A 21,110-nucleotide genomic window follows, 5' to 3' on the forward strand; every position below is an offset into this window, starting at 1 on the left:
CCATGGACACCAAGCGCTGGAGTTCGACGGTTCGTGGTTGTGTTGCGCTCGTCGCCCTGGCCTGCGTGCTTCCCGCCACCGCGCAGGCGGAGCCCAGCGGGCCGGACGTGTCGTCCTGGCAGCATGTGGACGGCCGGATGATCGACTGGCACGCGGTGCGCGCGGCCGGACACCAGTTCGCGATGGTGAAGGCCACCGAGGGTCTGCACTACTTCAACCCGTACTTCGTGCAGGACAGCATTCTGATGCGAACCGCCGGTGTAGCGCGCGGCACCTACCATTTCGCCCGTCCCGAACTGCCGCCCGAACCGCAGGCCGCGATGTACGCGGCGACGGTCCTCGGCCAGAACGGCCCCCTCGATCTCCCGCCGGTCCTCGATCTGGAAACCTCCGGCGGCCTGGCTCCCGCCGCCCTCATCGACTGGACCCACCGCTACCTCAACACTGTGCAGACCCTCACCGGCCGCACCCCGATCATCTACACGTATCCGAACTTCTGGAAGACCGCGATGGCCGACACCAGCGCCTTCACCAGGTATCCCCTCTGGATCGCCGACTACAGCGGCAACGACCAGCCCGAAGTCCCCGGCAACTGGCCCACCTGGACGTTCTGGCAGACCACCGACCGTGGCGTCGTGCCCGGCATCCATGGCGGCACCGACGTCAACCGTTTCAACGCCGCCCATGGCGATTTCGCCCGCTTCGCCAACATGTCCGGTTTGTTCGGCAGCAGTTGACATGACAAAACCGCTACTCGCCCAGCCGAGTAGCGGTTTCGTCAGCGGATCGGGGGTCGGCTAGATGCCGATTCGTCCGCCGTTCTTCTTCCAGACGACCGCTACGGCGGGACGGGGCTGCGAGGTGCCGCCGTCGGGCCAGTGGGACTGCGGGTTGTCGGGGGTGGCGTCATCGGCTTCGCCGGGGTGCTGGACCGAGACGATGACGTGGGATTCGGTGACGATCGGGCCGCAGGTCTCCGCGCCCTTGGGGACGGTGAGGAACTGCTTGGTCTCGCCGCGGTTGGGGCCGTCGAGGATCACCGAGAACAGGCCGTCGTTGGTCTTGAGGGCGTTGCCGTCGGTGGAGATCCACAGGTTGCCGTACGGGTCGAAGGCCAGGTTGTCCGGGCAGGAGATCGGACTGACCTTGGTCTTGTCGAAACCGGCGAAATAGGTGTCGGCGGCGGCGGGGTCACCGCAGACCAGCAGCAGCGACCAGGTGAAGTCGGTGCCGGTGTGGTTGTCGGTGAGCTCGAGAACCTGGCCGTTCTTGTTCAGCTTGCGCGGGTTGGCCTCGTCGACGCCCGGCTTGTCGTCCTTGGCGCGGTTGTCGTTGTTGGTCAGCGCCACGTAGACCTTGCCGGTGAACGGGTTGGCCTCGAAGTCCTCGGGGCGGTCCATCTTGGTGGCGCCCACCTTGTCGCCGGCCAGACGGGTGAACACCGCCACCTCGGCGGCGGTCATGCCGTCGACCAGGGACTTGCCCTTGCCGTCGTCGCCGGTCTCCAGGATCGGGATCCACTGGCCCTTGCCGGTGAAGCCACCGGTGGGGACCTTGCCGGAGCCATCGATCTCGGCGGCGTGGTCGCCGGTGAGCTTGGCGACGTAGAGGGTGCCCGCGTCGAGGATGGTCAGGTTGTGTCGCATCGCGGAAGCGCCGGTGCCGGACTGGATCTTGCGCGAGGACACGAACTTGTACATGTAGTCGAACTTCTCGTCGTCGCCGGTGTAGGAGACGACGTCACCGGAATCGGTGACGTAGATCGACGCGCCCTCGTGCTTGAGGCGACCCATCGCGGAGTGCTTGATCGGCGTGGACGAGGCATCCCACGGGTTGACCTCGACGACGTAACCGAAACGGTTGGCCTCGTTGGGTTCCTTGCTCAGATCGAAGCGCTTGTCGGTGCGCTCCCACTGGTTCGGGGTGCCGCCCTTGGCGAAGCCGTAGCGCTTGACCCGACCCTGCGGGTCGGAAGCCAGGTCGCCGTTCGCGAAGTAGCCGTTGAAGTTCTCCTCACCGGAAAGAACTGTGCCCCAAGGGGTCACACCGCCCGCACAGTTGGCGAAGGTGCCGAGCACCTTGGTGCCGGAGGGGTCCGCGCTGGTAACGGTGAACGCGCTGCCCGCGGCGGGCCCGGTGAGAAGGAACTCGGTGTCGGCGGTGATGCGGCGGTTGTACTTACCGAAGGCCGGAGTCAGCTTGCCGGAGCCCGCTTCGCCCTTGACCTCGACCACGGCCATGCCGTGCGCGGCCTTGGTGATCGCGATCTGCTCGTCGGTCGGCTTGGCCTTGTCGTAGCCGCGGAACATCATCGGGCCGGTGGTGTACTCGTGATTGACCACGAGCAGGTAGCTGTTGGCCTGGCCCTCGATCGGCAGCAGGGCGGCGAAGTCGTTGTTGTACCCGAACTGCTTCAGCTGCGCGGCGACGGTCTGCTTGTCGAAGTCGAACGCGGGAGCGTCGGCGAAGATCGGGTCACCCCAGCGGATCACGACCTGCTGGTCGTAGCCTTCCGGAATGGTCAGCGCGTCTTCCTTGTTCGGCGCCACGGCCGTGAAAGCCGTTCCGGTACCGGGTGTTCCGGCCGGAGTCGGGGCCGGGGTCTTCGCGGCGTCGGAGTCGTCACCGCAGGCGGCCAGCGCGCTCGCCGCACCGACGGCCAGCACCGCGGCCGCGCCGCCCTTGATCAGGCCACGGCGGTTGAGGCCGCTGACGATGTCACCGAAGTAGGCACCCGCTGAGGTGTTCGGAGGCTCGTGGAAGCAGGCATTGCCACACTTGTATTCACAGGTCAGGGCGGCGCGTGCCGACTGACCGTCGTGCTTGACGAACAGGGCGAGCGGTTTCGGACTCACGGTGACTCCTGAGTAGAACGGACTCCGGGCACCGTAAGCAGCCCAAGCGAGCCATCGGGAACGCGAAGATGAACGGACGACCAAAACTCGGCGCGCGCTGTGACCGATCACGAAGGGATCAGCCGCAGCGCGCACCGAGTGCGAAGGGAGTTGTCATCAGGCGTTGATCGGAAGGGAGATCACCACCTCTTGCTCGTTGCCGGGCAGGTAGTGCACCTGCACGATCCGGCCGACCTGTACGTGCCCGACCGCGGTGGGCGGCAGGTACTTCTCTGCGCGGGTCTCGAAGGTGGTGCCGTCGGGGCGGGTGACCACCAGGCCGAGGGCGATCTCGGTGTAGCCGCCGCGGATCCGGCCGGGCACGTCGAGGCTGCGAACCACCGCCTGGGCGGCGATGCCGCGATCGGCGATGTCGAGCTTGCCGCGAGTGGTGATGCCCTTGCGGATGAGGGATTCGTTCATCGCGCGCTGGGCGGCGCCGTTGTCGCCGGAGCGGTCGACCTCGACCTTGTCGGTGCGGCCCGGCAGGTACCGGACCGGCAGGACCACGCCCGGTTGCAGCAGGGCCAGTTCGGTGAGCGGCACGATCATCTTGGCGTGCGAGTCGAAGACCTTTCCGTCGGACCCCTCGACCCGGAAAGCGATCTTGACCTGTGGTTGGTCGTTCACCGAGACACCGGTCTGGCGGAACGAGGTGATGGTGCCGATGCCGACCGCGGCGTCGCGGAACTCGCTGCTGTTGCGACCGGTGAAGGCTTCGAGAATGCCGTCGCCGGTGAAGGCGAAGACGATCGGGACGATGGTGAGCGCGATGATCGGCAGGGCCATCTGGGGACCGACCCAGCCGAGCATCGCACCGGTGAATTCGTCGGGGGTGTAGGTGAGGCCGTAGAAGAGGTAGTAGCCGATGGCCAGGATTCCGAAGGCGACCGCGGCCGCACGCAGCTTGGATTTCATGATTTCTCCTTGAATGGATGCGACCGGGTCGCGAGGGATCAGGCGCCGACGATGGTGGAGCAGGCGAAGGTGATGTCGAACTTCACCGTCGACGGGCCTGCCAGCGGGTTGGTCATGTCGGCGCTGATGCCCTCGCCGGTGATGCGGTAGGTGTTGCCGTCCTTGGCCAGGGTCGCGGAACCGCCGGGCTGGCCGTTGCCGTAGCCCACGGCGTAGGGCAGGCCGTTGGCGCCGCCCTGGCTACCACCGATGGCGACCGCCTGGACCTTCTCGCCTTCGACCGACGCGCTGACCGAGAGGCTGCCGTAGGTGGCATTGGCCGTGTCGGTGAGCGCCAGCGCGAGGGTGCCACCCTGCTTGGCGCAGGTCGTGTCGAACTTCGCGGTGAATTCCTTGCCGTCGACAGTGGCGGTGGATTTGCCCGCGGCCGGGGCCGGGGCAGCCGATCCGGCGGTGCTCGGGGAGGTGGTGCCCGCATCGTCGCTGCAGCCGGTGACGAACAGCGCGGTGGCGGCGGCGGAAGCGGCGAGGGTGGCGATCAGCTTGGTGTTCATGGTGTTTCCGTTTCTCTCGGTGTGAGCGGGTTGGTAACCCGTTGAGAGAAAGGTAGAAATCTTTTCCCGCCTACCGATCCCAACTTTCGTGCTCGGTAACCGCCGCGCCGGTCGCCGAAAATACCTATAACCTGGTCGGATGCGGAGACCGCGCGCCATGGTGCTCGATGAGGTGTGGCGAGAGATCGATGGTGTCGACGCGTTGAGTGGGGCCGATGGCGGACCGCTGCGCCGGACGGTGAAGTTGATTCTGGATCCGCTGGTGCTTCGGCCGATGCAGCATCCGGTGTTGGCGTCGAGCGTGCTCGACGAGGACGGGATCGCGCTGCTCACTGCCCTGGTGCACGCGCAGTCCGATGCGCTTCGGGCCTGCGCGGCGTGGTTCGTCGTGCTGAAGCAGGTGCGGCGTCGGCTGCGGATCACCGAGGGCAACGCACAGGACCTCTACTTCCAGCGCTGTTTCGAGCTGGCGACCGTAGCCGGTGCGCCGGAGGGCGACAGCGGGCACGCGCGGGCCGAGGCGACGCTGCGGGAAGTCCACGACAGCACCGGCGGGCGCACCACCGCAGCCCTCAAACGCCATGTCACCGAGCCTCGTCGAGCCGCCGAGCTGGCGGAACTGCTGGGTATCGCCTGGGCGCGACGCCCGCTCGCCCCCTACGCGGCCCGCGACCTGGCAGCGGAATTGACCGAGCTGCTCGAAGCCTGCACGCTCGCCCACTCCGGCGATCCGGCCGACGCCGGTCCCCTGTTCGACGACCTCCTCGACAACCGCGCGGGCACCCACCGCGGGATCGCCCTGTGGCTCGAGCATCCCGAATCGGGTGCCGACGACCTGGGGCTCACCACGTTTTCCAGCCCACAGCGACCCGAGCTCGGCGCGTCCGCGTCGACCGCGAGCCTCGGTCTGCCCTTCGACCGGACCGTCTACGAACGAGTCTTCACGGTGTTGCAGGGCAGCATCGATCGGACCGATCTGCCCGAGATTCCGGAACTGGTGACGCGGGAGATCTCGCGGAGCTGTTCCCCGTGGGGATTGCTCGAGGAATCCCTGCGGGTCGCCGCGGCGGCGGGTTCCGAACTGGCGCTCGGTCTCTCACCGATCGGGACGGCCGCCGAAGAATTCCACCGGCGAGTGCCGTCGTCGCGTGCGCACGAGGTGGTCAACGGTCGCTGGCGCCGCGAAGGGTATGTGTTGCAGGCACGTCGGTACGCGGTGCATGTGGTCGATGGACAGACAGGGCCGCTCGCGGCGGTGGCCGCCGAGCTGCGTACGCCGTGGCGGCCGTATTCGCGCAGGTTGTGGGTGCGGTTGCACGGTCGGGATGTGCGCGAGATGCCGGTGTTCGATCCCGGTGAGCTGTGGGATCTGCTCGACGGCGTCGCCCGGTCGGTGATCCTGGACCACCGCACCCGGGTCAAACAGGCGCTGACCGCCGACAGCGTGGCCGACAGGGAAGCGAGGGCCAGCTGATGACCGTCGTCCATCTTCGCCATGCGGAGCCCGGCCTGCTCGTGATCGCTCCGGACGGGGCTCCCCTGGTCACCGATGCCGCGCCGGGGCTCGATGTGCTGGTCCTCGAAGTGCTCGGGGGACATCTGAGTTGGCGCCTGTTCGACAGCGACGTGGTACCCGCCGCTGTGCTCGACGACGTCGAGGCGGCGCAGGAATGGGTGTGGGCGGTATACGGCGAGGAAGTCGCCTTGGCCGTCTCGGACAACCGTCCCCGTGCGGTGACAGCCGTGCCCGCTCGGGGGGAGTCGGCGGCGGCCCTACGGCGACTCGCCTATGCGCACTGGGCAAGTCGGTGGTGGCCCGCGTCGACTGTCGACGGGATACCAGCCTTGGATCAACGGCTGCTGGTCGAGGAGATCGAGTCGCTCACCGCGACATGCGAGATGGTGATCGACGGAGACGCCGACGAGCTGTTCCGTGAGCAAGAGCTCGGCGCGGCGCAGACCTCCGACGACAGCGCAGCGTCGATCAGCGGCCGTGCGGAGGATTACGCCCTGGCGGCCGGTGGCTCCGATTCGTCCGAAGGGCTGATCGTCGCGCGCGGCAGCGGCGGATGGGATTGGCGACTGTGCCCGCCCGGCATTCTGGACGCGGGTGAGCAGGCTGTGTCGTGGCAGGTGTCCCGGACGGCCGGGGTATCGACGGTGCAGGTCAACGTGGTTGCCGCGCCGGACTGTAGACAACTCGTTCCCGAATATCTTCGGCCGTACGCCCGGGTGCGAGCGCAGCTGCCCTCGACCGACATGGAGATGCCCTTGCAGCTGCGGGGTGATGCCTGGACGGGCTCGGCCACGCTCCCCGGCACACCTGAAAAATCGCCGGAGATCACCGTTTTCGTGCCCGGTGTCGGTCCGGTCGATCAGCCGGAAGACGAGTCGGCCGTTCGGGATCGGATTCGCCGATTCGTCCGAGCACGGCTCACCGAACACACCTCCGACCGACGCCTGACCGCCGAAACAGCGGCCGCCGAGACAGACGAGGACTTCTGATGGCAGCCACGGGTAGAACCTCGGATCGCGACGACGCACAGCTCACCGCGGGGTATGCGGCCTATCAACGTGGCGATGTGGTCGCGGCACTGGAGATGTTCGAGAAAGCGGCCGAGGGTGCGGCGCCGCGGTTGCGGAGTGCGGCCCTGATCAATGCCGCGAGTATGGCCGATGAGCTCGGCGATCACCGGCGGTCGGTGGTGCTCTTCCGGACGGCACTCGCCGAAATGCCCGAGGACGCCGCGCATCAGCGACCTGCCGCGTTGGTGAACCTGTCGCAGGCTTTCCAGCATCTGGGCGAGTTCGATGCCGCACAGGATGTGCTCGAGGAAGCGCGGACGCTGCTCGCCGACAGCACCGATCAGGGACTGTTGCGGGTGACGTGCCTGCTGTCGCTGACAGCGGTGGCGTTGCACCGGCAGCAGTGGGCGCGCGCGGGTGAGTTGGCCACCGAATCTCTCGGGGTGACAGAACGTTTCGCGCCCGAGATGGCCGGGCACCCGTTGATGAACCTGGCCGCCTGCTCGTTCGAGACCGGGCGATGGGAACTGGCCATCGACTTCGCCCGGCAGGGAGTGGCCGCTTTCGCCGCGGCGGGTGAGGACGCCTCGGTCGCCGAGTCGCAGCAGAATCTGGCCACCATGCTGATACGTGCGGGGCAATTCGACGAGGCCGAGGAGCCGTTGCGGGCCAGTCAGAAGTTCTTCGAGGCGGGCGGGTTGGGCCATTGGTCCGGGATCGGGGCCAAGACGATGGGCTTTCTCGCCGAACGTCGAAACGACTTCGCTACGGCACGTGCGCATTACGAGCGCGCACTGGATGGGTTCGACGCCGCCGGTGCGGTGGTGGACGCGGCGGATGTTCGACTGCGACTCGCCACCCTCGCCTGCGCGGAAGGCGATCTCGCGCTCGTCGAGGAGCTGCTCGACGCGTCGTTCTCGGTCTACGCCGCCCACGGGCTCGGGATGCACTGCGCTCAACTCGACTACTGGCACGCTGAACTCCTCCATGCCTCGATCGAGCGAGCGCCACAACCTGATCCGGAACTTTTGGGCCGCGCGGTGTCGCTGGCGGTCCCCGCCGCCCTCGCCATCGACGCCGTCCGCCACACCCTTCCCAACGGCAACCAGCGTGAGCACTGGCACCGCACCGTCGCCGAACCGGCCATGCGCCTTGCCTTCCGCTGCGCCGCCCTCTCCGGCAACGGCCAACTGGTCAGCGATTTGATCGACACCCAGTGCGCGGGAACAACTCTCGACCTGAACTCCTACAAGGACTCCGAGACGCCTACCCTCGATTTCGAGCTGCTCGAGCCGGCGGCCGCCGAGCAGGTAACCACTCCCGCACTGCAACTCGGCGCCGCGCTCGCCGACGTGGCGGCAGCGGCGGGAATCCCCGTCGCACTCCCCCCTCGGCTCACCGACGGTGATCGAATAGTGCTGGCGGACTTCATCACCTACGCCGAACACCGCTACGGCCGTTCGGTCCGCGACCAGCGGGTACTCGCGCTGTGAACGCACTACCTCCATCCCCGACCGCGCTCATCAGGATGGCTGACGCGGGCGATGTCTACGTGTCGTGGCGATGGGTCGACGACGCGCTCGCACGCGGGGTCGCCACACTGCCCCGCGACCAGGTCCGCGAGGCGCTGCGGCTGCTGACCCAGGCGGTGCCCGATCCCACCCGGCCCGAGGATCTGCGGCGGGTGATGACCGAGGGCGCGCTGGTCGATCCCGCCGCGGAAACCGCACTGGCGCAAGCATTGTCGCGCACCCTGTTGCCCTATGGATTGGCTGTGCAGCTCTACGAACTCTCGCAGCGCGGGGTTCGGCCGCATCTGCGGATTCAGCCTTCGCCACGACTGGCACAGGTTCCGTGGGAGCTCATCGCTCCCGATCCCGCGCTCCGGCTGCTCGATATCGCCGATGTGAGCCTGCTCGCGCCGGTGTCGGTGGTTCATGCGCCGCAACGAATCGTGCACCGCTGGAATGACACTCACGATCTGCCCGTCGTCGCGGTGCTCGATCCTCGGGTGCCCGGATTCCGTGCCGACTCAGAGCTCGGATCGGTACTCGGTCGACCGAGCCCGGAAACCCTGGTGGCCCGGCATTTCGGCCGGTACGGCAATCGCGTCGTGCCCCGTGCCGACGATCCCGTAGAGCTGTTCCGCCGCGCCGACACCGACCGTGACTGGCTCTCCGAAGTTCTCCGGGCCGGTGCGAGCCGACTCGTCTACGTCGGCCATGTCACCGCCCCCGCACCGGAATCCGGGCAGAGCGAACACGCCGAACTGCACCTCAGCTGCACCGCCGATACGCGCGGCTTCGCGGCGACGAACCGCACCCACCGCCCCCTCTCGGCGAAAGACCTCCTACTCGGCACCCATTCGCTCGACTCGCACCCGATCCCCGGCCGCGACCTCTGGCCGATGCCGAGCCGGGTAGCCCTGATCGCCTGCGAAAGCGGCGGCGACCTGCGCTTCACCGAGGCCCTCGGCCTCACCACCGCGGCCCTGGCAGCAGGCGCGGAACTGGTGACGGCCACCCGCTGGCCCCTGCCCACCGACCACGCCTTCCACACGCTCACCCCCACCACGACCTACCCCTTGCAATCCGCCATCTGCGCCGTGGACACCGCCCACGATTCACCCACACCCGTCCCCACCCTGCTGACCTGGCAAAGGTCGCGACTGGCCGCCTGGCGTGACGCACCGACGCCCGAGAACTCACCGCTGCTCTGGGCCGCCTTCGCCACCGTCACCGGCTGACTCGCGTACGACTATTCGGGCAGTCCCAGGCCCGCGGCGAGAACCGGCCACGACCGATAGAAGGCATCACGCCAGTAGCCCCAGGAGTGCGTGCCGCTCGATTGACGATCGAAGGTCGCGGGAATCCCCAACTCGTCCAGCCGGGACTCGAGATTGCGGGTGCACCAGTTGACCGCCGCCTCGATGATGCCGCCGACGACGACCTGATTGGCCAGGCCGACCGGCGTCGGATTCATCATGTACGGGTCGTCGACGCGGTCGTGCGGGCCGGGCAGACCGGAGGCGTCCGAGACGAACAGCCGTGTGCCGCGCAACTTCTCGGCATGGACGACGGGATCGTTGGCGGCCCAGGCCGGGTCGTCGTCGGCACCGTACATATTGGTGACATCGCCGCCACCGTAGGTCTCCACGACCAGCTTGGTGAACTGCTTGCCGATCGGGTCGGCGATCTGCGCGCAGCCGCTGTAGCCGGCGACGGACTGATAGAAGCCCGGCCTGGCCTCCGCCAATTGCAGAACGGCCGTGGCGGTCATCGAGTTGGCGGCGATGGCGTTGACGCCGTTGGTGCCCAGCGCCGCGTCGACCAGGGGCGGGAGTTCATCGAGGAGGAAGGTGCGCCATTTGTTGCGACCCAGCGCGGGGTCGTCACGCTGCCAGTCGGTGTAGTACGCCCAGGCGCCGCCGATCGGCATCACCACATTGACGTCCTTGGTCGCGAGGAAGTCGCCGACATCGGTGTTCTGCCACCAGGTCGCGCGGTCCTCGCCGCCGCCTGCGCCGTTGAGGAGGTAGAGCGCCGGGCGCGGCACGGAGGCGTCCTCAGGCCGCTGCACCTTCACGGTGATGGCTTTGTTCATCGCGGCGGAGAAGACCAGCATGGTCAGATTTCGGTCATCGACCCTACTCGAGATGATGTTCGAGCCGTTGGCAGTAGTCGGCGTCGCGAGGAGTTTCTTGGATTCGACGATCGGATCGCGGCCGTCGGCCAGGCCGTTGCCCGCGCCGAAGGTAGCGGCACACGCGGCCAGCACACTGCCGACGACACCGAAAGCCATTGTGCGCCTGATTGTTTTGCCCATCGGCCGAGAATTCCCCATCCATGAATCGGCAGGCATGACGCAGGCCGCAGGCACAGACAGTATCCGGGGAACCGATCGATCGTCGAGCCAGAGGTATTACGGGCTGCCGACCCCACCTGAGGTGGGGTCGGGGCCTGGTGGTCAGTGGTCGTCGTAGTGGTCCGCGTGAGCAGCGTGGCGGTGGCCGTCATGGATGTAGTCGACGTGGTCGCCGTGCGGCACGGCGACGTGCCCGCAGCCGGGGCCGTGCTCGTGGGTGTGGGCGGTGTGCTCGACGTGTGCTGAGGTCTCGCACTCGTCGAAGTGGCCCTCGTGTTCGCGGTGCAAATGGCCGTCGTGGACGTAGTCGACGTGGTCCTCGTGCGGAACGGCGACGTGGCCGCAGGTGGGCCCGTGGACGTGGGTGTGCTGCGGATGTTCGGCGTGCGTGGTGGTCATCGGCTCTCTCTTTCCGGTTTCCCGGAACTCGGTCCGGTACTGATCGAATGGAGCTGAAGCACTTCCGACATTAGCAGTTGCGCATGGGTTGCTGCGACCCCCCGAACCTGGTCAGAGGACCTGATCGAGGAAGCGACGCAGGCGTGGGGTCTCGGCGTCGTCGAACAGAGCGTCTGGGGTGCCGGTCTCCACGACGACGCCCTGATCCATGAACACGACGCTGTCGGAGACCTCGCGCGCGAACCCCATCTCGTGGGTCACCACGATCATCGACATACCGCCCGAGGCGAGGTCGGCCATCAGTGCGAGCACGCCCTTGACCAGCTCCGGGTCGAGCGCGGAGGTGGCCTCGTCGAAGAACATCAGCTCCGGTTTCATGGCCAGCGCGCGGGCGATGGCGACGCGCTGCTGCTGACCGCCCGACAGCGACGCGGGCCGGGCGTCGGCCTTGTCGGCCAAGCCGACGATCTCGAGCTGTTCGATCGCCAGCGCGCGGGCCTCGTCGGCGGACAGGCCGCGCAGTTTGCGGGGGCCGAGGACGATGTTGTCGGCGACGGTCTTGTGGGGGAACAGGTTGAACTGCTGGAAGACCATGCCGATGCGCTGACGCAGCTTGTCGGGGTTGTCCTTCAGCACCGACTTACCGTCGAGGAGCACGTCGCCGGAATCGGGCTCGTGCAGGCGGTTGAGCACCCGCAGCAGGGTCGATTTGCCGGAGCCGGACGGGCCGATGACGGTGGTGGCGTGGCCTGCCTCGACGTGGATGTCGACACCGCGCAGGATGTGGTTGTTGCCGAGCGTCAGGTTGAGCCCGGTGCCGGTCAACGATGCGCTCATGCCTCCACCTCGCTGGCGCTCGGTTCCGCCATGACCGCATATGCGGCTGTGCTGGTCCGCCGCTCGCTACGCTCGCTCATGCGCCTCGCCCTTCTGTGATGACCGCCTGCTCGATCGGGTCGGCGGGGGTGGGTTTGCCGGTGCGCATGCGCTGGTCGATGTAGTTGACCAGGTGGGTGAGCGGGATGGTGAGCACCAGATACATCAGGCCCGCGGCGACCAGCGGGGACAGGTTGCCGGTCTGGGCGTTGAGGTCGCGGCCGACGGCGAACAGCTCGCGCTGGGAGGCGAGCAGGCCGAGGAAGTAGATCAGCGACGAGTCCTTGATCAGCGCGATGAACTGGTTCATCAGCGCGGGCAGCACCCGGCGCACACCCTGCGGGATCACCACCAGCGTCATCGACTGCCGGTACCCGAAGCCGATGGCGCGCGCGGCCTCGAGCTGACCGGGCTCCACCGACTGGATACCCGAGCGGAAGATCTCACCGATATAGGCCGACGAGAGCAGGGCCAGCGCCACCGCGCCGAGCCAGTACGGGTTGCCGCCGGTGATATTGCGGACCACCGGGCCGACGCCGAGGCCGATCAGCAAGATGATCACCACGGCGGGCAGGCCGCGGAAGATGTCGGTGTAGACGCGGGCTGGCCAGCGCAACCAGCGGGTGCGGGAGATGCCCATCACCGCGAGCAGCATGCCGATCACGGTGCCGAGGACACCCGAAACCAAGGCCAGGATCAGGGTATTCGGCAGGCCGACCTTGATCAGGTCGGGAAAAGCCTTGCGGTACAACGACCAGTCGAAGAAGGTGTCCTTCAACTGCTGCAGGGTCGATTTCTGCGCGACCTGTTCGGTCTCGCCCGGCTGGTTCTCGGCCGCGAGCGCCTTGAAGTCCGGAAGTTGGGGTGTGGGTGCGGCTTTCGAACCGGGCTTCCAGCCAGGCGGGAGTTCGCGTGGCACCCAGTCGGCGTAGAGGCGGGCGTAGGTACCGTCGGCGATCACCGCGTCGAGGCCGGAGTTGAGCGCGTCGATCAGCGGCTGGTTGCCCTTCGCCACCGCGTAGCCGACGAAGTTGTCGAAGCTGAAGGTGTTCTGTGAGATCACCATTCCGTCGCCGGGCTTGATCGCGCCCTCGGCCTGGGCCGACGGCGCCACCCAGGCGTCGACCTGGCCGGACTTCAGATTCGCGTAGGCGGTGTTGTAGTCGGGGAACTTCACCGGATCCAGCTTCAGCTGGTTCACCACGAATTCGTCCTGCACGGTGCCCTGCACCACCGCGATGCGCGAGCTCTGGTTCAGATCGCCGAAGCCCTTCACCGCGCTGCCCTGCGGAACGACAAGGGAGAAGTAGCCGAAGTCGTAGCCGTTGGTGAAGCCGACGAGTTCGCGGCGGGCATCAGTGGTGGTGATGTTGGACGAGCCCACATCGAAGCGCTTGCCCGACACCTGGGCGAGCAGGCCGGCGAACTCGGTGCCGGAGAACTCCACGCGCAAACCGAGTTTCTCGGCGATCGCGGTGAGGAGTTCGTTGTCGAAGCCGGTGAAGTCGCCCTCGCTGTTGACGCAGATGCTCGGCGGGGCGTCGGACAAGGTGCCGACGCTCAGGGTGCCCGGATTGAGCAGGCCGAGTTTCGTGGTGTCGATCGAGTCGACCGGCGCCGTTGTCGCGGTGGTGTAGCGATCGGCGCCCGCGGTCTCGCCCGCGGCCAAGTTGGTGGGCGCGGCGGCGGCCGCCGATGGCCCCGGTGGGGAACACAGATCGCTCGCGGTGCTGGTGTCCGAGCCACCGCACCCGGTCGCCGCGACGCCGACGAGGAGCAAGAGGGCAGCGATCCGCGCCCGAGTTCGTACACCTGCCATGCCGTTAGACCCTAGCCGCAACCTTGCATACCGAGGGTTACGCACGCGAGGCGTATCCGCCGTCGACCGTGCGACGTGGCACTGCGGCGGCTACACCGGGGCACCGCGCCGGATTCAGGCGAGACCTTCGAGCACCTCGGGGTTCACCTCATCGCGCCATTCGATCGCGCGCCGCACTTCGGTCAGGTCGTATGCGGGACCGGAGACGCCCACGGTGAACAGAGTCACACCCGCGTCGTGCAGCGCCTTCGCGTTGTCGCGGCCCTGCCACTGCACCGAGCGCTCGATCCGCGACTCGTCGGTGCCGACCGCCGCCGCATGCTCTGCCAGCACCTTGTTCTTGTGCGCCAGCGTCGACACGTCGGCGAAGGAGTGCCAGATGTCGGCGTACTCGGCGACCAGGCGCAGCGTCTTGCGCTCCCCACCACCGCCGATGAGAATCGGGAGCTCCCGCACCGGCGGCGGGTTCAGCTTCGCCAGCCGGGACGTGAGGCGAGACATGCTGTCCTTCAACAAGTTCAGCCTGCTACCCGGCGTGCCGAACTCGTAGCCGTACTCGTCGTAGTCACGCTCGAACCAGCCCGCGCCGATGCCGAGGATCAGCCTGCCGCCGCTGATGTTGTCGACCGTGCGCGCCATATCGGCGAGCAGGTCGGGATTGCGGTAGCCGCCGCCGGTGACCAGCGCGCCGAGCTCGACCCGCTCGGTCTGCTCCGCCCACGCGCCGAGCATCGTCCAGCATTCGAAATGCGCGCCCGCCGGGTCGCCGGTGAGCGGATAGAAGTGGTCCCAGTTGAAGACGATGTCGACCCCGGCGTCCTCTGCCCGCAACACCGCGTCACGGATGAGTCCGTAATCGGGCGCGTGCTGCGGTTGAAGCTGGACTCCGATACGGACCGGACGACTCATATCGTTGGCTCCTCGATAGCTCGGTTGGCTCCGCGACCGAGGCTACCCGGCGCCGTTGTGGGCCGCTACGATCCCCAGCGACCCACTACTCGGATCGTCCGGCACGTTCCTGCCGGGATGGGATGTTGATCTACGCATGGCTACCGTGACTTTCGACCGCGCTACCCGGCTCTACGCCGGCGCCACCAAACCCGCGGTCGACGCACTCGACCTGGAGATCGCCGATGGCGAATTCCTGGTACTCGTCGGACCCTCCGGGTGTGGCAAATCGACCTCGCTGCGGATGCTGGCCGGCCTCGAAGAGGTCAACGGCGGGTGCATCCGGATCGGCGACAAAGACGTGACCAACGCCGAACCCAAGGATCGCGATATCGCGATGGTGTTCCAGAACTACGCGCTCTACCCGCACATGTCGGTCGCGGAGAACATGGGCTTCGCGCTGAAACTGGCCAAGGTGTCCAAGGCCGAGCGTGACGAGCGGGTGCTCGAGGCGGCCAAGCTCCTCGACCTCGAGCAGTACCTCGACCGCAAGCCGAAGGCGCTGTCGGGCGGGCAGCGGCAGCGCGTGGCGATGGGGCGCGCGATCGTGCGGCAGCCGCGGGTGTTCCTGATGGACGAGCCGCTGTCGAACCTCGATGCCAAGCTGCGCGTGCAGACCCGTACCCAGATCGCGCAGTTGCAGCGGCGGCTCGGGACCACCACGGTCTACGTCACCCACGACCAGGTCGAGGCGATGACGATGGGCGACCGGGTCGCTGTCCTCAAGGACGGCCTGCTCCAGCAGTGCGCATCGCCGCGCGACCTCTACCGCGATCCGGCGAACATGTTCGTGGCCGGGTTCATGGGTTCGCCCGCGATGAACCTGTTCACGCTGCCCGTCGAGAACGGAACCGTCACCATCGGTGGGTATCCCGTCCGGGTGCCGCGTGCGGTGTCCGACGCGGGTGAGGGTTTCGTGGTGCTCGGCATCCGCCCCGAACACCTCGAGGTGGGCGACGGCGGCCTCGAGATGGAGGTCGACGTGGTGGAGGAACTCGGCTCCGACGCGTACGTGTACGGCCGCGCCCTGTCCACCGGCATCAACGGCCAGACCGGCGAAACCATTGTGGCGCGCGTGGATTGGCGCAACCCGCCGCGCAGGGGCGATCGCCTCCGCCTCACCACCGACTCCGAGCACGTGTACTTCTTCAGCGTCGACGGCCGCCGCCTGCGCTGATTCGGATGCGCGGGCGGCTCGTCGATCGAGTCGCCCGCGCCCGATTGCGCTGTGCGCTTAGATGCTCGGCTCGAGGCCTGGTCCGGCCCTATGCTGATGCTCGCCGCCGGTGATCGCCGGGCAGGTTTGCCGACACGAGGTAGTGACATGCGCATAGCAGTACTCGGCACCGGCCAGGTGGGTCGACGGCTGGCGAGCAAGCTCGTCGAGGTCGGGCACACGGTGACGATGGGGTCGCGAACCGCCGACAATGCCGACGCGGCAGCCTGGGCCGCCGAAACCGGGGGAACACACGGCACTTTCGCCGATGCGGCGGGCGCTGCCGAGCTGATCGTGAACGCCACGTCGGGCACGGTCTCGGTGGCCGCCCTCACCGCGGCGGGCGCGGACAACCTCGCGGGCAAGATCATTGTCGACGTCTCCAACGCACTCGACTTCTCACAGGGCTTTCCGCCGAAACTCGTCGTCCCCGAAGCGGGCAGCGTCGCCGAGGAAATCCAGCAGGCCTTCCCCACCACCCGCGTGGTGAAGACGCTCAACACCACCAACAATCAGGTGATGGTCGACCCGACCCGAATTCCCGGACAGCACACCATCTTCCTCAGCGGCGACGACGCAGACGCCAAGAAAGAGGTGGCGAAGTTGCTGAACTCCTTCGGCTGGGCCGACGAGCAGCTGGTCGACCTCGGCGCCCTGAACACCGCCCGCAGCACCGAACCGGTCGTCCTGCTGTGGGTCAGCCTGTTCCAAGCCCTCGGCACCGAAGACGTGACCATCGGCGTGTTCAGCGCCTAGTCGTCGGACTTCTTCTTCCGGCGCTCGGCGCGGTCTCGGAGATAGTCCTCATTGACCCGGACCGCCAGGCGTTCGAGGGGGATTTCGGTGCCGTCGGCGGTGCGGAGATCGACGCGGACCGGTTCGCCGGTCTCGACGTCCACCCGATGTAACGGCGCGGGGCCGGGCTGGAGGTAGGCGTCGCCCCATTGCCAGAGGGCCACTACCGCGGGGAGTAGGTCTCGGCCCATCTGGGTGAGGACGTACTCGTGCCGGGTCCGCTTGCCTTCTTCCTGGTAGGGGCGTTTTTCCAGGAGGCCGGCGGCGGTGAGTTTGCGGAGTTGGCCCGCGGCGGCGGCGTCGGTGATGCCGACGCGGCGGGCGAAGCCGTCGAAGCGGCGGGTGCCGTAGTAGGCCTCGCGCAGGATGAGCATCGCGGAGCGGGTGCCGATGAGGTCCATGGCCCTGGCGATGGAACAGCCCGCCGTGTCCCATTTGCTGAGATCGGCCAGGGGTCCTTCCATCACGGCTGCCATGAGGGACATCATAGCGAATCTGACTTGAGTCGATGATAGTTAGCAGCTACGCTGACTATTGTTAGATAGAGCCAGCGTTGTCGAAAGAGGACTCCCATGCGAGACGCGGTCATCGTAGAAGCGGTACGCACCCCGATCGGGCGGGGTAAGCCGAACGGCGCACTTCACGACGTTCATCCTGTTGATCTGCTGGCGCACAGCCTGCGCGCGGTGGTCGAGCGCAGCGGGATCGATCCGGTGCTGATCGACGATGTGATCGGCGGCATCGTCACCCAGGTCGGCGAACAGGGGGCGAACATGACCCGGCGGGCCGCACTGGCCGCCGGGTATCCGGAATCTGTGCCCGCCACGACGGTGGACCGGCAGTGCGGCAGCAGCCAGCAGGCGATCCACTTCGCGGCACAGGGGGTTATCGCAGGGGCCTATGACATCGTCGTGGCGGCGGGCGTGGAATCGATGGGACGAGTTCCCATGGGCGCCAGCGTGCTCGGCGCCACCGATCTGTCCGGCATCGCCTTCGCGCAGCGCTATCCCGAGGATCTCGTCCCGCAGGGAATCAGCGCCGAGCTCATTGCCGCGAAGTGGGGCCTGACGCGAACCCAGCTCGACGAATTCGCCCTCGGCAGTCATGAAAAGGCCGCTCGGGCAACCAAAGACGGACTCTTCGCCGATGAACTCGCGCCGATCAACGGATTGAACGCCGACGAGGGAATCAGGGTCGGCAGCACCATCGACACCCTCGCGAAACTGAAGCCCGCCTACTACGACCCCGCGATGGCGGCGCGGTTCCCGCAGATCGGCTGGGAGATCACCGCCGCCTCGGCCAGCCAGGTCAGCGACGGAAGTTCCGCGGTGCTGATCATGTCCGGCGAGCGTGCCGAGCAACTCGGGCTGCGGCCGTTGGCCCGGCTCCACAGCTTCTCCGTCGCGGGCGACGACCCGTTGCTGATGCTCACCGCGGTCATCCCGGCCACCGAGAAGGTGCTGCGGCGGGCGGGTCTGGAGATCGCCGACATCGACCTGTTCGAGATCAACGAGGCGTTTTCGCCGGTTGTGCTGGCGTGGGCGAAGGAGACCGGTGTGGATATGAGCCGGGTCAACGTCAACGGCGGGGCGATCGCGCTCGGGCATCCGCTCGGCGCTTCCGGGGCGCGGTTGATGACGACGCTGGTGCACGCGATGCGGCAGCGTGGGGCGCGCTACGGATTGCAGACCATGTGCGAAGCGGGTGGTCTGGCCAACGCCACCATCATCGAACGGTTGTGAGGCGCGATGGCGGCGCTCACCGCGAGCGCCGCCGTCCGGCTCGGGCCTCAGGCCGGGCCGCAACCTCTACGATCGGTCCGGTGAGCGCCGACCTTTTTGTCTATGCGATTCCGTTGCGGACACGGTTTCGGGGGATCACCGTGCGCGAGGGGATGTTGATTCGCGGGGAGTTGGGCTGGGGGGAATTCTGCGCGTTTCCCGAGTACGACGATCGAGAAGCGGCCGGGTGGTTGGCTACCGCTGTCGAGCAGGTGACAGTGGGGTGGCCGGCGCCGGTGCGCGATCGCATTCCCGTGAATTGCACTGTGCCCGCAGTTGATGCTGAGCGGGCAGGTCGGATTGTTCGGGAATCCGGTTGTGCGACCGCGAAAGTGAAGGTGGCGGATCATCCCGACTCGCTGGCCGAGGATGTGGCTCGGGTGGCGGCGGTGCGGAAGGCGATCGGGGAATCCGGGGCTGTGCGGGTCGACGCGAACGCGGTGTGGGACGTGGAGACCGCTGTTCGGCATATCGGGGAGATCGATAAGGCCGCCGGGGGTTTGGAATACGTAGAACAGCCGTGCCGGACCGTAGCGGAATTGGCCGAGGTACGCCGCCGCGTTTCGGTGCCGATCGCGGCGGACGAGTCGATTCGGCGGGCCGAGGATCCGATGCGGGTGGCGGTGGCGGGGGCCGCTGATGTGGCGGTGCTCAAGTGCACGCCGTTGGGTGGGGTACGACGAGCGTTGGCGGTCGCCGGGGCGGCCGGGCTGCCGACTGTGGTCTCGTCGGCGCTCGAGACCAGCGTCGGCTTGGCGGCGCAGCTGGCGTTGGCGGGCGCGCTGCCGGAGCTCGAATTCGCCTGTGGTCTCGGCACGCTCGCACTGTTCGAAGGTGATCTCGTGGCGGAGTCGTTGCTGCCGGTCGACGGCTGGTTGCCGGTCCCGACTTCGCCGCCGGAGCCCGACCCCGCGTTGCTGGACAAGTACCGACATCCCGATCCCGAGCGGGTCGACTGGTGGCTGCGGCGCTACGAGCGAGTCAGCGCACTGCTCGAGCGCGGTTAGCCGAAACGAACACCGCAACCGGTCAACGTAGTTCGAATCAGCAAGGCGGCCTCCGGGCCGATCACACCGTCGACCAATTCGACATAGCGGCTACAGAATTCGGGCCCGTGCGGTGCTGCCGCCGAATCGGGCGACAGGTGGTGGGCGAGTTCGTGCAGGACCACCAATTCGCGAAGCGCCCATGCGGTGGAACCGGTGTACAGCGGGACGGCGAGGACGGCGGTCTCCGGCTCGTAGTGCGCAGCCGCGGCACCACCACGGGCGCGGACCCTGATCGATACCGCGGCCCGCTCCCATTTCGCGCGAACCCAATTCAGCGCCAGCACCTTGTCGGCATAACTCTGCACCGACTCCACAGAGGCGAAGCGCCGCTCCACCGGCAAGGTCAGTTGCGAGCCGTAGACATCGACCGTCCGATGCCCGAACTCGTCGGCACGATCGAAGACCCCACGCACCAACTGCTCACCGTCGTAGACCTTGGCGCGCTGACTGTCGCGCTGCGGCCGTTCCGAACTACCAGGCGACACAGCCCTGCCCGCCGCTCCCCACCGGGAACGCACCGCCGAACAGGACGCCGACGGCTCGATCGAGTGCTGCCAGTCCGGTCGGTCTCATCGGCCCGACAGCTTTCCGCGTGCGGCGGGGAGTTCCGGTGAGACGCCGAGCCGGGCGGTACGACCGGCGCGGTCGCCTGCGCGCCGGGCCGCCGCGGAGTGACCGGTGGAGGTTTGCGGACCTCGCCATGTTCCGCGTGCCTCGGAGGTGGTCGTGTAGAAATCGGTGAGTGCGACCTCTTTGTCGCGCAGGGCCAGGGCGGTTCCGGTCGATTCCACGACCGATGCCTCGGCGACGACCTCAGCCTTCACCTCGGCCAGGCGGGCGCCGATCCGGGCGGCGAAGGCCATCTGGAAGTTCAGGCGGGCGGTGACGCCTGCCACCGGGACCTCCACTTTGCGGCGCACGGTACGACCGAGGCGCTTCTCGGTGACGATCTTGCTGACCGTCGCCTCGCGGTAGGAGCCGGATTTGATGTAGTGGTCCGACGCTCGGACCATCTGGATGAGCAGGCTCGCGTAGAGCGCTTCGCAGGTGTCGATGTCGGCGGCGAAGCCGTAGGCGTAGACCTGGGCGGAGGTACGGGCGACATCGCAGCGAACGTCGTTGGCGCCCGCGATCGCGACGAACAGCTGGACGTAGGTCCGTAGGCCCTTTCGGCCCGGTTCGCCGATCGGAACAATCCGCTGAACAGGGACCGACCTGCGCTCACGCGAGGCCACATGCGAGCGCGCCACGGCCAGATCGATCGAGGATTTCGTCGCCAGCCGTTGGGCCGCGGCGAGGAAGGCTTCGGCCTCGTGAGCATTGTCGGTGGACTCGGCTTTACGCAGCAAACCACCGATGCGGGTAAGCATCCGATCGGGCGTCGACGGCGGTGGACTGGTCACGGTGTCGAGGGTAGGGCACGGCACCGACAGCGAATCGTAGGCGAACTGACCGGGAAGTAAGCCGAAGA

Annotated in this window: 20 protein-coding genes; 9 read left to right on the forward strand and 11 right to left on the reverse strand. The window is 67.4% G+C overall.

The window, feature by feature from the left end; all coding sequences use genetic code 11:
- Positions 1-2: 2 nt before the first annotated feature.
- On the forward strand, positions 3-737 hold the full coding sequence (locus tag ASD42_RS31655) for a glycoside hydrolase family 25 protein (protein WP_056823826.1): 735 nt from the start codon (positions 3-5) through the stop codon (positions 735-737).
- Positions 738-797: 60 nt separating this feature from the next.
- Here the strand turns inward: ASD42_RS31655 and ASD42_RS31660 are convergent, their stop codons facing one another.
- The 3 genes from ASD42_RS31660 to ASD42_RS31670 form a co-directional block, all read right to left on the reverse strand.
- Positions 798-2,855, reverse strand: coding sequence for a PhoX family protein (locus tag ASD42_RS31660; RefSeq protein WP_056823829.1), 2,058 nt, complete (start codon positions 2,853-2,855; stop codon positions 798-800).
- Between the two features lie 156 nt (positions 2,856-3,011).
- Positions 3,012-3,812, reverse strand: a complete 801-nt coding sequence (locus tag ASD42_RS31665) for a hypothetical protein (protein ID WP_056823831.1) — start codon at positions 3,810-3,812, stop codon at positions 3,012-3,014.
- 38 nt (positions 3,813-3,850) lie between these two features.
- On the reverse strand, positions 3,851-4,366 hold the full coding sequence (locus ASD42_RS31670) for a lipoprotein LpqH (protein WP_056823834.1): 516 nt from the start codon (positions 4,364-4,366) through the stop codon (positions 3,851-3,853).
- A gap of 157 nt (positions 4,367-4,523) precedes the next feature.
- Between ASD42_RS31670 and ASD42_RS31675 the strand changes: the two genes are divergently transcribed.
- Genes ASD42_RS31675 through ASD42_RS31690 form a run of 4 tightly spaced genes read left to right on the forward strand, consistent with a single transcriptional unit; the run spans position 4,524 to position 9,638 of the window.
- Positions 4,524-5,840, forward strand: coding sequence for a hypothetical protein (locus ASD42_RS31675; RefSeq protein WP_056823837.1), 1,317 nt, complete (start codon positions 4,524-4,526; stop codon positions 5,838-5,840).
- On the forward strand, positions 5,840-6,871 hold the full coding sequence (locus ASD42_RS31680; RefSeq protein ID WP_056823839.1) for a hypothetical protein: 1,032 nt from the start codon (positions 5,840-5,842) through the stop codon (positions 6,869-6,871). Before ASD42_RS31675 ends, ASD42_RS31680 begins: the two co-directional genes overlap by 1 nt.
- Positions 6,871-8,385, forward strand: coding sequence for a tetratricopeptide repeat protein (locus ASD42_RS31685; RefSeq protein WP_056823842.1), 1,515 nt, complete (start codon positions 6,871-6,873; stop codon positions 8,383-8,385). Before ASD42_RS31680 ends, ASD42_RS31685 begins: the two co-directional genes overlap by 1 nt.
- Before the next feature lie 35 nt (positions 8,386-8,420).
- Positions 8,421-9,638: a CHAT domain-containing protein gene (locus tag ASD42_RS31690; protein WP_056823845.1), complete on the forward strand. Its 1,218-nt coding sequence runs from the start codon at positions 8,421-8,423 to the stop codon at positions 9,636-9,638.
- Positions 9,639-9,649: 11 nt separating this feature from the next.
- Here ASD42_RS31690 and ASD42_RS31695 read toward each other — a convergent pair whose 3' ends face one another.
- The 5 genes from ASD42_RS31695 to ASD42_RS31715 form a co-directional block, all read right to left on the reverse strand.
- Complete coding sequence (locus tag ASD42_RS31695) at positions 9,650-10,717, reverse strand: alpha/beta hydrolase (protein WP_056823848.1); 1,068 nt, start codon at positions 10,715-10,717, stop codon at positions 9,650-9,652.
- A 141-nt stretch (positions 10,718-10,858) separates the two neighbouring features.
- Entirely contained in the window at positions 10,859-11,155 is a 297-nt protein-coding gene (locus tag ASD42_RS31700; protein ID WP_056823850.1) for a hypothetical protein, read from the reverse strand.
- Between the two features lie 111 nt (positions 11,156-11,266).
- Positions 11,267-11,992: an amino acid ABC transporter ATP-binding protein gene (locus ASD42_RS31705; RefSeq protein ID WP_056823853.1), complete on the reverse strand. Its 726-nt coding sequence runs from the start codon at positions 11,990-11,992 to the stop codon at positions 11,267-11,269.
- A 76-nt stretch (positions 11,993-12,068) separates the two neighbouring features.
- The gene (locus ASD42_RS31710; protein ID WP_056823856.1) at positions 12,069-13,850 is read right to left on the reverse strand and encodes an ABC transporter substrate-binding protein/permease; all 1,782 of its coding nucleotides are present in this window, start codon (positions 13,848-13,850) and stop codon (positions 12,069-12,071) included.
- 114 nt (positions 13,851-13,964) lie between these two features.
- A complete protein-coding gene (locus ASD42_RS31715) occupies positions 13,965-14,759 on the reverse strand; it encodes an LLM class F420-dependent oxidoreductase (protein ID WP_056823859.1) in 795 nt (264 codons plus the stop codon).
- Positions 14,760-14,895: 136 nt separating this feature from the next.
- On the opposite strand from ASD42_RS31715, the gene ASD42_RS31720 reads away from it, so the two are divergent.
- Positions 14,896-15,975, forward strand: coding sequence for an ABC transporter ATP-binding protein (locus ASD42_RS31720; protein WP_056823862.1), 1,080 nt, complete (start codon positions 14,896-14,898; stop codon positions 15,973-15,975).
- A gap of 147 nt (positions 15,976-16,122) precedes the next feature.
- A complete protein-coding gene (locus ASD42_RS31725) occupies positions 16,123-16,770 on the forward strand; it encodes an NADPH-dependent F420 reductase (protein ID WP_056824188.1) in 648 nt (215 codons plus the stop codon).
- Here ASD42_RS31725 and ASD42_RS31730 read toward each other — a convergent pair.
- A complete protein-coding gene (locus ASD42_RS31730; protein WP_056823865.1) occupies positions 16,767-17,297 on the reverse strand; it encodes a winged helix-turn-helix transcriptional regulator in 531 nt (176 codons plus the stop codon). The two genes, ASD42_RS31725 and ASD42_RS31730, sit on opposite strands and share 4 nt — an antisense overlap.
- An 84-nt stretch (positions 17,298-17,381) precedes the next feature.
- Here ASD42_RS31730 and ASD42_RS31735 point away from each other — a divergent pair, with 84 nt between their 5' ends.
- Positions 17,382-18,551 (forward strand): thiolase family protein, encoded by a 1,170-nt coding sequence (locus ASD42_RS31735; RefSeq protein WP_056823868.1) that lies wholly within the window; start codon positions 17,382-17,384, stop codon positions 18,549-18,551.
- 80 nt (positions 18,552-18,631) lie between these two features.
- Positions 18,632-19,597: an o-succinylbenzoate synthase gene (locus tag ASD42_RS31740; protein ID WP_235569906.1), complete on the forward strand. Its 966-nt coding sequence runs from the start codon at positions 18,632-18,634 to the stop codon at positions 19,595-19,597.
- Here ASD42_RS31740 and ASD42_RS31745 read toward each other — a convergent pair.
- Together ASD42_RS31745 and ASD42_RS31750 are read right to left on the reverse strand one after the other, a co-directional pair.
- Positions 19,594-20,124 (reverse strand): TIGR04338 family metallohydrolase, encoded by a 531-nt coding sequence (locus ASD42_RS31745; RefSeq protein WP_056823874.1) that lies wholly within the window; start codon positions 20,122-20,124, stop codon positions 19,594-19,596. The two genes, ASD42_RS31740 and ASD42_RS31745, sit on opposite strands and share 4 nt — an antisense overlap.
- A gap of 84 nt (positions 20,125-20,208) precedes the next feature.
- Entirely contained in the window at positions 20,209-21,009 is an 801-nt protein-coding gene (locus ASD42_RS31750; protein ID WP_056824192.1) for a DUF2786 domain-containing protein, read from the reverse strand.
- Positions 21,010-21,110 lie beyond the last annotated feature (101 nt).

This window comes from Nocardia sp. Root136 (genome assembly GCF_001427185.1).
In the GTDB taxonomy this organism is placed as follows: Bacteria; Actinomycetota; Actinomycetes; order Mycobacteriales; family Mycobacteriaceae; genus Nocardia; species Nocardia salmonicida.

Bases quoted from the DNA above. Each gene is read 5' to 3' on its own strand.
- ASD42_RS31730 (WP_056823865.1), bottom strand. From the start codon at position 17,297: ATGATGTCCCTCATGGCAGCCGTGATGGAAGGACCCCTGGCCGATCTC.
- ASD42_RS31710 (WP_056823856.1), bottom strand. From the start codon at position 13,850: ATGGCAGGTGTACGAACTCGGGCGCGGATCGCTGCCCTCTTGCTCCTC.
- ASD42_RS31695 (WP_056823848.1), bottom strand. From the start codon at position 10,717: ATGGGCAAAACAATCAGGCGCACAATGGCTTTCGGTGTCGTCGGCAGT.
- ASD42_RS31715 (WP_056823859.1), bottom strand. From the start codon at position 14,759: ATGAGTCGTCCGGTCCGTATCGGAGTCCAGCTTCAACCGCAGCACGCG.
- ASD42_RS31680 (WP_056823839.1), top strand. From the start codon at position 5,840: ATGACCGTCGTCCATCTTCGCCATGCGGAGCCCGGCCTGCTCGTGATC.
- ASD42_RS31725 (WP_056824188.1), top strand. From the start codon at position 16,123: ATGCGCATAGCAGTACTCGGCACCGGCCAGGTGGGTCGACGGCTGGCG.
- ASD42_RS31690 (WP_056823845.1), top strand. From the start codon at position 8,421: ATGGCTGACGCGGGCGATGTCTACGTGTCGTGGCGATGGGTCGACGAC.
- ASD42_RS31670 (WP_056823834.1), bottom strand. From the start codon at position 4,366: ATGAACACCAAGCTGATCGCCACCCTCGCCGCTTCCGCCGCCGCCACC.
- ASD42_RS31655 (WP_056823826.1), top strand. From the start codon at position 3: ATGGACACCAAGCGCTGGAGTTCGACGGTTCGTGGTTGTGTTGCGCTC.
- ASD42_RS31705 (WP_056823853.1), bottom strand. From the start codon at position 11,992: ATGAGCGCATCGTTGACCGGCACCGGGCTCAACCTGACGCTCGGCAAC.
- ASD42_RS31750 (WP_056824192.1), bottom strand. From the start codon at position 21,009: ATGCTTACCCGCATCGGTGGTTTGCTGCGTAAAGCCGAGTCCACCGAC.
- ASD42_RS31720 (WP_056823862.1), top strand. From the start codon at position 14,896: ATGGCTACCGTGACTTTCGACCGCGCTACCCGGCTCTACGCCGGCGCC.
- ASD42_RS31675 (WP_056823837.1), top strand. From the start codon at position 4,524: ATGGTGCTCGATGAGGTGTGGCGAGAGATCGATGGTGTCGACGCGTTG.
- ASD42_RS31685 (WP_056823842.1), top strand. From the start codon at position 6,871: ATGGCAGCCACGGGTAGAACCTCGGATCGCGACGACGCACAGCTCACC.
- ASD42_RS31700 (WP_056823850.1), bottom strand. From the start codon at position 11,155: ATGACCACCACGCACGCCGAACATCCGCAGCACACCCACGTCCACGGG.
- ASD42_RS31665 (WP_056823831.1), bottom strand. From the start codon at position 3,812: ATGAAATCCAAGCTGCGTGCGGCCGCGGTCGCCTTCGGAATCCTGGCC.
- ASD42_RS31735 (WP_056823868.1), top strand. From the start codon at position 17,382: ATGCGAGACGCGGTCATCGTAGAAGCGGTACGCACCCCGATCGGGCGG.